The organism is Lactovum miscens, assembly GCF_014202895.1.
Classification (GTDB): Bacteria; Bacillota; Bacilli; order Lactobacillales; family Streptococcaceae; genus Lactovum; species Lactovum miscens.
This window is the reverse complement of the sequence record NZ_JACHHV010000037.1, coordinates 1-11758: the sequence shown is the minus strand read 5'-3', so window position 1 is coordinate 11758 and position 11758 is coordinate 1. Positions and strand designations below refer to the sequence as shown.

General features: G+C 37.4%; 12 protein-coding genes and 2 pseudogenes. 1 reads left to right on the top strand and 13 read right to left on the bottom strand.

The window, feature by feature from the left end:
* Window positions 1-98: 98 nt before the first annotated feature.
* Entirely contained in the window at window positions 99-995 is an 897-nt protein-coding gene (locus tag HNQ37_RS07675) for a diacylglycerol/lipid kinase family protein (protein ID WP_183540953.1), read from the top strand.
* 633 nt (window positions 996-1628) lie between these two features.
* Here the strand turns inward: HNQ37_RS07675 and rbfA are convergent.
* The 13 genes and pseudogenes from rbfA to HNQ37_RS08760 all read right to left on the bottom strand — a co-directional run.
* The gene (rbfA, locus tag HNQ37_RS07670) at window positions 1629-1973 is read right to left on the bottom strand and encodes a 30S ribosome-binding factor RbfA (RefSeq protein WP_183540951.1); all 345 of its coding nucleotides are present in this window, start codon (window positions 1971-1973) and stop codon (window positions 1629-1631) included.
* 63 nt (window positions 1974-2036) lie between these two features.
* Window positions 2037-4649: a translation initiation factor IF-2 gene (infB, locus tag HNQ37_RS07665; protein WP_425486334.1), complete on the bottom strand. Its 2613-nt coding sequence runs from the start codon at window positions 4647-4649 to the stop codon at window positions 2037-2039.
* A 117-nt stretch (window positions 4650-4766) separates the two neighbouring features.
* Window positions 4767-4853, bottom strand: a pseudogene (locus HNQ37_RS08765) (hypothetical protein); the annotation flags it as partial.
* A 32-nt stretch (window positions 4854-4885) separates the two neighbouring features.
* On the bottom strand, window positions 4886-5185 hold the full coding sequence (locus HNQ37_RS07660) for a YlxQ-related RNA-binding protein (protein ID WP_414672541.1): 300 nt from the start codon (window positions 5183-5185) through the stop codon (window positions 4886-4888).
* Entirely contained in the window at window positions 5178-5510 is a 333-nt protein-coding gene (rnpM, locus tag HNQ37_RS07655) for an RNase P modulator RnpM (RefSeq protein WP_183540946.1), read from the bottom strand. Before rnpM ends, HNQ37_RS07660 begins: the two co-directional genes overlap by 8 nt.
* A 16-nt stretch (window positions 5511-5526) precedes the next feature.
* Window positions 5527-6732, bottom strand: a complete 1206-nt coding sequence (gene nusA, locus HNQ37_RS07650; protein WP_183540943.1) for a transcription termination factor NusA — start codon at window positions 6730-6732, stop codon at window positions 5527-5529.
* Window positions 6733-6819: 87 nt separating this feature from the next.
* On the bottom strand, window positions 6820-7299 hold the full coding sequence (gene rimP / locus HNQ37_RS07645; RefSeq protein ID WP_183540940.1) for a ribosome maturation factor RimP: 480 nt from the start codon (window positions 7297-7299) through the stop codon (window positions 6820-6822).
* 156 nt (window positions 7300-7455) lie between these two features.
* Window positions 7456-7980 carry a DUF2127 domain-containing protein gene (locus tag HNQ37_RS07640; protein ID WP_183540937.1) on the bottom strand — a complete coding sequence of 175 codons (525 nt, stop codon included), beginning with the start codon at window positions 7978-7980 and terminating at the stop codon, window positions 7456-7458.
* Window positions 7981-8267: 287 nt separating this feature from the next.
* Entirely contained in the window at window positions 8268-8711 is a 444-nt protein-coding gene (locus tag HNQ37_RS07635) for a CopY/TcrY family copper transport repressor (RefSeq protein WP_183540934.1), read from the bottom strand.
* Window positions 8712-8745: 34 nt separating this feature from the next.
* Window positions 8746-10698, bottom strand: a complete 1953-nt coding sequence (locus HNQ37_RS07630) for a copper-translocating P-type ATPase (RefSeq protein WP_183540932.1) — start codon at window positions 10696-10698, stop codon at window positions 8746-8748.
* A 43-nt stretch (window positions 10699-10741) separates the two neighbouring features.
* Window positions 10742-11014, bottom strand: coding sequence for a cupredoxin domain-containing protein (locus tag HNQ37_RS07625; protein ID WP_183540930.1), 273 nt, complete (start codon window positions 11012-11014; stop codon window positions 10742-10744).
* Window positions 11015-11038: 24 nt separating this feature from the next.
* Window positions 11039-11413, bottom strand: coding sequence for a cupredoxin domain-containing protein (locus tag HNQ37_RS07620; RefSeq protein ID WP_183540928.1), 375 nt, complete (start codon window positions 11411-11413; stop codon window positions 11039-11041).
* Between the two features lie 219 nt (window positions 11414-11632).
* Window positions 11633-11758 (bottom strand): annotated as a pseudogene (locus tag HNQ37_RS08760) (IS30 family transposase); the annotation flags it as partial.

The window sequence follows — 11758 nt, the reverse complement described above, 5'->3', positions numbered from 1 at the left end:
AACTCAATTTTAAAGGTTCTTTTTCTTTTTGTCCTTTTTCTGAAATCAAAAAGCGATCGCTCTTTTGAGCTACCGCCAATTATTTTACACTTATAATTATGACTTATTATCTACTTGCAAATCCAAATTCTGGAAATCTTCGGGGCTCCGATAAAATACTTAAACTGATTAATTATCTTGAGAACACAGCCATCCAATTCAAACTTTTTGAAACTTCTGCCCCTGGTCAAGAGAGAAATCTCATATCTAAAATACTTAATAAGATGAACCCACAAGATCAAATTGTAATAATAGGTGGAGATGGCACCTTATCATTATGTATGGATGTTTTACCTGCTAAACATCCATTTGCATATATTCCTACTGGCTCAGGCAATGATTTTGCCCGATCTTTAGGGATTTCAATGGATCCAATTAAAGCTTTTAAATCTATTCAACTGAAAAATGAAGTTGAATTTTTTGTCATAGGCTACGATTCCACAGACTTAAAAGGTTTTGCTGTTAATAATATTGGAATTGGCCTAGATGGAGCCATAATTAATGCGGCTAACAGTTCAAAATCGAAGACTTTATTAAATAAAATTCGTTTGGGACAATTAACCTATCTCTTTGCGGCACTTGGTGTTTTGTTTAAGAAAAAAGGCTTTAGCGTTAGAATTAATGAAAAAGAGTTTGACAATGCCTTCCTATTTACATTAACTAAGCACCCATACTTTGGCGGTGGTGTCAAAATTGCACCTAATGCTTCTAATCTAAATGATCTAATTAATTTGATTGAGGTTGACCGAATTCCTCAAGTTCAAATTTTCAGCCTTTTAACAAAATTAGCCAGATCAGTTCACCTTAAGGATCCTCGCTTCCACAATTCCACAAGTAATCAGTTTTCAATCACATTGGCTTCAGATGAACCAGTACAAATTGATGGGGAAGCTTATCAGATTTCAACCGGTAGTAAACTTCATGTGTGGACCGAAAAAAGAACAATTATTAAATAAAATCGTGAAGAAGGAAAATTTTCAAATCAAAAATATTTTACCAGTATTTTTGATTACTTCTCTGTCTTCTTAACTTCCTTGTCGGTTTCCTCACTATGCTCACCTATTATTATACCAATGCGCAAAGGGGTTATAGATGTGTTTAATTCCACGATGTCTTTGTTATGAAAATTATCTTTTGCTTTGTACTCATACCTACTATTACTTAATCTTAATGGCTAATATGGCTTTGGTCACCTTAATAATTTTAAGTGAAATTATCAATTATTTTACAATACAACAGACATTCAAACCTGTTCTAGCCAATTTCACTGGATTCCTGATTGCTTTTTTATTTTAGGAAACCCAAAACCCAAAATGATTCAACACGAATAAATAGATCTGATGTCAAATGCAATTTGATAAATGAATTTTTGGATACCATAAAGGTCAATACACCAAATCTCAGATCAACACATTAGAAATTGTGCAAAGATTACGGTTTTGATCTCGCCCACCACACATTTTTTCATTTTCAAGGATTCCAAACTCCAAAATTGATTAATAGTTATGATGCTAAAAAATCCAAAGATTCCTATGAGTCTGTTATCTCTATCAACAAAAAAAACAAGCATCACGCTCGTTTTTTTGTTATTAGAGATTTAGATTTTTTAACATCTCATCAATCTTGTTACCATAAGCCACCGATTCATCTTTCTTAAAAATGAGCTCTGGGACCTTATACATGGTCATTCGCTTAGATAATTCACGACGAATTAACCCGCTGGATTTTTCAATACCCTTTTGAGCTTTTTGAGCATCTGAGGCTAAGTCAGATAACAAGGAATAATATAAGGTTGCTTGACTCAAATCACCTGTAACTTGTGTGTCAGTTAAATTGATCCCTTGGACACGAGGGTCATGAATTTCATCACGTAATATTTGAGAAACGAGACGTTGTATTTCAACAGCAACACGTTCAGCTCTTTTAGTTGACATAATTTATTTTCCTCCGTAAGTTTCGAAAGTAGATTTTACATAAACTAATTTATGTCAATTCTATTAACGCTTAATTTCAACCATCTTGTAGGCTTCAAAGGTGTCATCAATCATGATATCGTTGTAACCTTCAATCATCAGACCGCCTTCTTGTGCATTTCCCAGTTCTTTGACATCATCTTTGAAGTGCTTAAGTGAGGCAATTGGTCCATCGTGTATTACAACTGAGTCACGAATAACACGAACTGAAGCATCACGGGAAATTTTACCACGAGTTACAAGGAAACCAGCAATTGTACCTAGTTTAGCTACAACAAAGGTCTCACGAACAAGGCCTTCACCAATAATTTCTTCTTTGAATATTGGATCAAGCATTCCCTTCATAGCTGTTTCTACTTCATCTATAACGTTATAGATGATACTGTGAAGACGAATATCAACATCTTCACGTTCAGCAGCATCTCGGGCATCTGCAGTTGGACGAACATTAAAACCAATAATAAAGGCATTTGAAGCAGTTGCCAACGAAACATCTGATTCATTGATTGCCCCAACAGCTGAATGAACGATATCAACGGCTACACCTTCAACCACAATTTTTTGTAAGCTGGCTGAAAGTGCTTCGGCAGAACCTTGAACATCTGCCTTAATAATGATATTAACTTTCTTGAGCTGACCTTCTTTAAGTGTATCAAAGAGGTTTTCAACTGAGACACGACGTGTGTTTTGACGTTGAATCAATTGAGCACGTTTGAAACGTTCTTCACCAGCTGCACGTGCGGATTTTTCATCTTCAAAGACGGCAAAGTGATCACCAGCCTGTGGTACATCGTTAAGGCCAGTAATTTCTACTGCACCGGAAGGACCAACTTCTTTAATACGTCGTCCCAAGTCATTTACCATTGAACGAACACGTCCAAAAGTATTACCAGCTACGATAGGATCTTGAATGCGAAGGGTTCCTTGTTGAACAAGCACTGTCGCAATTGAACCTTTTCCTTTATCAAGACGTGCTTCAATAACAGTGCCGATTGCACGAACGGTTGGGTCAGCTTTAAGTTCTTGCATTTCAGCAACAAGCAAAACAGTTTCAAGCAAGGCATCAATGTTCATGTCGAATTTTGCTGAGATTTCAACAAATTCAGATTCTCCTCCCCAAGCTGTCGAAAGAACATTTTGTTCAGCCAATTCATTGATAACTTTTTGTGGGTTGGCACCCGGCTTATCTATCTTGTTAATTGCCACAACTATAGGAACACCAGCAGCTTTAGAATGGTTTATAGCTTCAATTGTCTGTGGCATTACACCATCATCAGCTGCAACAACCAAGATGGTAATATCTGTAACTGAAGCACCACGGGCACGCATACTTGTGAATGCTTCATGTCCAGGAGTATCTAGGAAGGTAATTTTTTTGTCGTTAATATCAATTTGATAAGCACCAATATGCTGAGTAATTCCACCTGCTTCACCTTCGGTTATATTAACACGATTTTTACGTAAGTGATCAAGCAATGTAGTTTTACCATGATCGACGTGTCCCATTATGGTAACAACTGGTGGACGGGTAACCATATTGTCTTCATTGAGATAACCTTCTTCAACAAACAGACGTTCAATATCGGATTTGTCTTCTTGAACTTTCTTTTCAGGTGCAATGCCATAGTCAATAAGAAGTAACTCAATTGTATCCTCATCAAGAGATTGATTCTGAGTTGCCATGATTCCCATCATGAAAAGTTTCTTGACAATTTCAGCACTTTCCCTGTGAATACGTTTTGCAAGGTCTGCGATTGTCATGCCTTCTGTATATTCTAGAGTTTCTGGCAATTCAAAAAACTTTCTTTCTGTAACTGGAGAATTATTATTTTTTCCATGACGACGATTTCCAGCATTCCAGTTTGAATTCCGGGCGTTACGAACCTGATTACGGTTATCGTTAACACGTAATGGTCCTCCACCAAATCGGTTATTATCTTTAGCTTCACTACGATTGCTGTCTCGATTTTTATTACCCTTACGGCGATTTGCCGTCGTACGAGCATCAACCGCTGCTGGTGCAAATTCTGTCTTTTGAACACGAGGTGCATTTTGATCTGTTTTCTTTTGGAAAGGACGTGCAGTTTGACCATGGCGTACTGATTTACCTTGGCTTTGTGCACTTTTAACTTGCCCAGCTTCCTTCTTCAAGCGGTCTTTTAAAGGGCGATCTGAGAATTTTGGTTGCTCCTCAGCGCGCTTCACTACCTTAATCGCAATTTTAGGTCGGTTTGACAAAAATTTCTTGCTTGCTTCTTTAGGTTGATGAGATGCCTCAGGAGATAGGGAGACAGCCGTAACCTTTTTTGCCTCATCTTCAGTCAAAGTAGCGGCAACTTTATCTACTCGTGCTGAGACAGCTTCAGCCTTGGCTAAAACTCTTTCAACAGCCTTATTTGTTTGAGCAACCTTTTCAGCAATTGCTTTCGCTTTCTCTTGCTCTTCAACAGAAGCGACAATTTTTATTTGCACTTTTTTGCTGTCTTCTTTAACAGTTGAAGTACTTTGACCAACTTGAGAATTTTCATTCCCTTCTTTAGCTTTAGCACGTGCTAATATTGCAGGATCAATCACGACGGCCTTTCCTTTGAAAGTGAGAGGTTCATCCGCCTTTTTTTCGGTTTTTACGGTAGGCATTTTTTTAGCAGGAGCCTTCTTTTCAGTGGCGTGGTTATTTTTATCCGATCCCATTGCTGTGATTAATTGCTTCCCTTCAAAATCTGAGAGTGAGCTTGAATGTGATTTCACATCAAAACCCAACTTACGTGCCTTTTCGACTAGTTCAGCGTTTGTAAAACCACTTTCCTTTGCGATTTCGTTAATTCTTTTCTTTTCAGACATTAAATTTTTCGTCCTTTCGTCTAATTCATAGATTATTGCATCAGTAAATTCTCCATCTTCTTTGCAAATCCGTTATCCATTACTGCCAAAACTTTTCGATCAGAACCGATCGCAGCTGAAAGCTCTTCTTGGTTATATTTAGTGGATATCTTTATTTGATAAGTGTTACTTTTGTCAATTATTTTTTTGTTTAAGTTATTCGATGCATCGTTTGCCAGAAAAATAAATTTTGCTGTTTGATGTTGAATACTCTTAACGACTAATTCTTCTCCAGTTATTATTTTCCCAGCTCTTTTTGCCAAACCCAATAGATTTAAAATTTTATCAGTCATAATCAGGCGCCAATTCAGCACTATAAACTTTGTTTTTCAACTCGCGACGTCCTACCAAGTGTTTAACATAATCAATGACTTCATCATAAAAGTCATCAGAAATGTCAGCTGAGAAAGCTCGATTAAAAACTTTTTTAGACTTTGCAAGTTCTGCTTCTTCAAGACTTATCCCAATGTAAGCCCCACGTCCATGCGCTCTACCAGTTGGATCAATTGAAATCTGGCCTTCTTTGTTAAAAGCGATACGGAGAAGTTCTTTTTTAGGAAATTGTTGATTCGATGCTAGAGAAGTTCGGAGAGGTATTTTCTTTTGTTTTACAACCATGAGGTACACCCGAGGATTAATCCTCTTTTTCCTCAACTGGAATATTTATGCTATCAAGAAGTTCTTCGAGACCAACTTGATCTTCAGATGGAATTTCTTCAACTTCTATGATTTCTAATTCGCTTTCTTCCTCTTCATTCTCATCTTCTTGAGAAACAATTTCACCGATTTCTGATTCGTCGAATTCTGATTCCTTTTTGATATCAATTTTACAGTGTGCCACTTGAGCTGCCAAGCGGACATTCTGTCCCTTTTTACCAATAGCTAAAGTCAATTGATCATCTGGAACAACCGCAAGTGCTGAGCCATCGTCAAAGATATAGACTGCATTGACTTGAGCAGGCTTCAAAACATTACGGACCAAAGTACCCTTATCTGAAGACCATTCAATGATATCCATATTTTCGCCATGGAGGTCGTTGATGATTGGTTGGATATTACTACCTTTACGCCCAACCATAGTACCTATGGCATCAACCTTTTCATTGTGTGAGCGAACAACAATCTTTGCACGGTCACCTGCTTCACGTGCAATAGACACGATCTCAACAGTACCATCAAATACTTCAGGTACTTCCTTCTCAAACATACGTTTGAGCATGTCAGGCGCAGTACGGCTAACGAAGACACGTGGGCCCTTTTGAGTCATCTTCACTTCAGTCACAAAGACTGAAATACGATCACCAATACGGTACCGTTCTTTAAAGATTTGATCTTTACGGAGAAGCATAGCATCTAGACGTCCAAGCTTGATGTAAATCGCACGTTCATCTAATCGATCAACAGTACCATTAATCATCTCGCCTTCGTACTTTTTGTATTCATTCAAGATATCTTTTTGTTCTTCTTCCTTAAGCTTTCGCAAAACATTTTGCTTTGCTACACCTATTGAAGAGCGAGCGAAATCATGAATATCTTCTTGAAACCGAATCTTATCACCAACTTCATAAAGTTCAGAAAAACGACGGGCATCTTCGAGTGAGATTTCAAGACGCGAATCAAAGACTTCATCAACAACTTCACGTACCGAGTAAACCGCAAACTCGCCACTATTCCCGTCGTAAGTTACTTCAACATTTTGGGCTTGTCCATATTGCTTCTTGTATGCCGCAATAATCCCCTCTTTTAGCGCTTCGATGACAATTTCAGGTTTAACACCTTTCATCCCTTCGATTTGTGAAAAGAGCGCGACAATATTTTCTTTTGCTTTTGCTTTTGCCATTTCTACCTCACTATTTTCTATTATAGTACATATTAATTTGGATTCCGGTGATCTGCTCGGGACAAATGATTCGAGCAAAATTACACTTTAGAATTTCACCATCGTTTGAGCTTTGGCAATCGCGCTCATTGGAATCTCAATTTGCTTAGTTTTATTATTCTTGACAGCTACATTTACGGTCAACACACCATCTTCAAACTTCAACAATTCACCTATAAACTCTTTTTCACTCTCAATCTTATGGTAAGTACTAACAAAAACATTTTCACCTATAGATTTTTCGAAATGCTCAGCTTTCTTAAGAGGACGTTCCACACCTGGTGAAGCGACTTCCAAAAGATAGCCTTCTTTAGGAAAGGGATCTGGTTTGATTGTGTCAAGCAAGGGTGAAATAATTTCTGAGAGCTCTGCTGTCTCATCAATACTCACACCACCTGTTTCTTTGTCAACCAAAATGCTCAGAATCATATCACCACCCATCTTTTCCCATTCAACATCCACAAGCTCATAAGGGGCTGTAAGATGTGGCAAGATGAATGCTTCAACAATTTTTGGAATTTCTGACATTCTACTCCTTTTTTTATTCCATACAATAAGAAGCGCTCTCTCGAGCGCCTCTTCTTAGAATTTAAGATATTATAACACAAAAAAAATTAGCTGTCAAACTAAACACACTACTTGCCTTTCCAAATCAACAACTAAAATCTTAGACTTACAGAACTTTTAAATAGATTCTTTAGCCTCACCAGGAAGCCTTAGGCCTCTCATTCGACGCCACTCCATCCAAGTCAGAGCAATGAGAACAACGTCCAAAAGTGTCACTAGAATCATAAAGATCGAATGTGTTGTAGCAATATCAATAACCTGATAAATCATGAAACCAATAAAGATCAAAATAGATAATGGGTAAGCCCACAGAATTTTCTTCCAAAGTAAAATTAGAGTAATTAATTTTATAATTCCATGTCCCAACAGATAGATTGCAGCAAGTATAGCCGCAGTTGTTGTAAAATTATGAGCCATCGATACCAATAAATTAGCAATTAAATCCCTAGGGTCTTCATGAAGTTCCGCCGCTGTAAAGCGTTGCACTAGATGTTTTACCCAAATCGGTTTGATGAAAAACAGAGCAATTCCTGAGACTATTTCTCCAACAGCAAAGATACTTTTAAGAATTAACAAGAGGTCAAAAGCCCCGTCAACAATTTCCCCTTCTGACTTACCTTTTATGTAGTATTTTCTTTTCATACATTTTTTTCTTCCCATTTAAATCTTGCTTAACAAAATAAAATTTTATCTGTATTTAAATTTAAATTCAAAAATACAAACTAACATTTTTAATACATGAGAAAATGATAGCATAAAAGGTCTGAGTAATTCTCAGACCTTAGATGGAATTTTTGTGTGACTTCGGTGTCACTGAAAGTGACAGATAAAGCACAAATTGCTGCATCCAGTAGATAAAGCGCATCCATCGAGACATTTTAAATCCATAGTTTATAATGTTTTCCAAATAAAAGAACAGTCAAATAGATTCACATGGCATACTGCCCCATGTGGATGCACACCCCAAAATCTTTAATACAGGTACACTCTACTTCTGTCACTGTCTCTTTTTGATCCAGCAAAATTTTGAGTTGCTTAACATCTTCTGATGTTAAGCTTGTTGATTTAATCAAATTAGAAAGAATCATAGGTTGACGGGTCTTACAGGTTTCAGAAAGAAGTTCTTCACCCATTTTTTTTAAAGCCTCATCCTCAGAAATATTAGCAGTATATGTATAAAATCTGCCTCCTCGAACCTTTGCAAGCATTTCTTTTTTTACTAAGCGCCCTAGCAAGGTTTTTATAGTTGCAACTGTCCAATTTTGTCGTTCAGCAATTTGAGCTTCCACATCTGCTGAATTTGCTTTACCCATTGACCATATCACTCTCATAACTGCCATTTCTGAATTCGTAATATTAAGATGTTGTTTCATATTATCATTCTTCATTTTATACTTTCATTACACTTCAAACCATTTCTTGCTTTTTAATACTAGGTCCTGTATGAAGACTAACAGTATTGAGCAAGAGAGAACTAATAACAACTGTAATAGAACTAAGGGCCATTGCTAATCCTGCAAATTCAGGGTTCAAATCTAGTCCAATTTCTGTGAAAACTCCAGCAGCAATTGGAATACCAATCACGTTATAAACAAATGCCCAGAAAAGATTTAAAACAATACGGTTATAAGTCTTTCTAGCCAATACCAGAGAGCTTACAACATCCATTAAGTCGTTTTTTACTAAAACAATACCACCAGACTCTATCGCAATATCCGTTCCAGAGCCCATGGCAATTCCTACAGTAGCTGTGGATAAAGCAGGTGCATCATTGATTCCGTCACCAACGAAAGCAACCGGTCCATTAGTTTCAAGTCGTTTTATGTTATCAGCCTTATCAGCGGGAAGCACTTCTGCAATGACTTCATCAATTCCAATTTCATCAGCAATAGCTTGAGCAACACGTTGATTATCACCAGTCAGCATTACTGTACGGAAACCAGCTGCTTGCATTGCTTTAATCGCCTGTCTTGAGCTTGACTTAGGAGCATCTTGAATCCCAATCAATGCAATTATTTTTGCGTCAAAGCCAAGTATAACAACCGTCTTTGCTTCATCTTGGAGCTCCTTCATCTTATCCTGTAAATCATCTGAAAACACAAAGTCTTCAGCTAAAAGCTGATTTCCAATAAAAGATACTTTACCATCTATTCTGGCTTTAACACCCTTGCCAGAAATGGCCTCAAAACTCTCAATTTTTAAAGGCTGGATGTCTCTATCTTTTGCCTTATTGATAATCGCAAGAGCAAGTGGGTGCTCAGAAGAGCTTTCAAGAGCTGAAGCAATACTTAATACTTTATCTTCATTCCAGTCTTTCAATACTACAATGTCAGTTACTTGTGGCTTTCCTACCGTAATGGTACCCGTTTTGTCCATCACAACCGTCTTAACACGATGTGTAGCTTCGAGAACTTCACCATTTTTAATCAGTATGCCAAGCTTTGCAGATCGTCCTGTCCCGACCATCAGAGCAGTTGGCGTTGCAATACCAAGCGCACATGGACAAGCAATAATCAAGACAGATACTGAATAAATCATTGCATCCACAGGAGTTGCGCCAAGAAAAACGTACCAAATAACGAAGGTCAGAATTGAAATAATTAAGACGACTGGAACAAAAATATTAGAAATGGTATCTACCGTTTTTTGAATCGGTGCTCGGGAAGATTGTGCTTGCCTGACCATTTCAGCAATGTTAGACAAGAGAGTATCACCGCCAACTTTCGTCACTTTAAAGGTGAAAGTCCCCGTTGTGTTTATCGTTGCGCCAATTACTTCATCGCCAACTTTTTTCCCAATAGGCATTGATTCACCTGTAACCATCGACTCATCTAATGAAGAACTACCTTCTTGGATAATGCCATCAACCGGAACTTTTTCGCCTGGCTTGACTCTAATCAAATCTCCTTTAATCACATTATCAATAGCTAATTTTAAAAATTCACCCTCACGCCAGACTTCTGCTTCCTTAGCCTGCAGATCAATAAGCTTATCAACAGCATTTGAAGCCTGAGACTTCATCTGATCTTCAAGGACTGAACCAAGCAAGACCAACGTGATAACAACTGCTACGGCTTCAAAATAAGTCCCACGTCCTGTTGCAATGGCAAAAATGCTGTAAAAATAAGCAACTGTCGTTCCAAGACCTACCAGAGTATCCATATTACCATGGTGATTCTTACTTGAGGCCCACGCTGAACGCAAGAAGGGTAAGCCAGAAAACCAGTAGACAAGACTCCCAAAGATGAACTGAATCCAATCCATATCTGGTACCATAATTCCGACCAACTGGAGAATCATCAATAATAATAAAGGTACTGAACCAATCAGGCCAATGATGAAGCGTTTAGTAACTGTCATTAATTTTCCCCTTTTCAAGAATTCTTACCTTCTTGATTTTTTATTATTTTACTTGATATTTTCCTTTAACCATATTCATGCCACAGGTAAATTCGTAGTTTCCCTTTTCTGAAGGAGTAAATTCAAAACTAACTAACTCATTAAGCGGTAAATCTCGTTTTTCTCCGTTGAAAATAACTTGCTGAGTGCAACCCACGTCAGACACACGTTTAAAACTCACTTTAGCAGGTTCACCTGATTTAAGTTTAAAAGATGCGGGTAAATAGGCACCATCTACAATTACTTCAACATCATTACTAATTTTTGATCCAAACATTTTTTTATCAACTTTCTTCTATTTTTATTTAACAATAATCTTTCCATGAAACATATTCATTCCACAAGCATAATTATATTCACCAGCTTTTAAAGCATCAAGTGAAATTTCAACATCTTTATTCAAGGGCAAGACTTTATCAATCCCGAAATCTGAAAAGACTACATGTTCCAGACAGCTCGAAGCATCCTTCCGATTGAATACTAGTCTTGTAGGGATTCCTTGCTTCAATTTTAAAACTGCTGGGTTATAGCCTCCATTAACAATAACGGTCGCAAGTTGCCTATTTTCAAGAACTTTAGATTCTCCAGTGGAAATCTTGTGTTTTCCAAAAAACCACCAAAAAATCAAACCAACTAGTAAAAGTCCAATGATCAACACAAATATTTTTATCATCATATCCTCCTGCTTAATTTACATTTGTAAATCTCTTGACAAATTCAGTTTACTCCTGTAAATTAAATTTGTCAAGAGATAATCTTTCATAGATTTTGTGATATCACTTTAGTTAATCTAATTTATTAGGCAAATTGCAAATTTAATTTAGCCACCCCGATACATCTGAAATGGTGTCTGATACTTGAACATTTTTCTTGGATAACGAGCCATCCAAGTCTAAATTTTGGCAACAGCCTGAACTGTTGTTTGCTTTGTTCCTTTGGGTAAGAAGCGTCGGATCATGCGGTTATGATTCTCATTGCTTCCACGCTCAAAGCTGGCATAGGCATGACAGTAGTACACCGG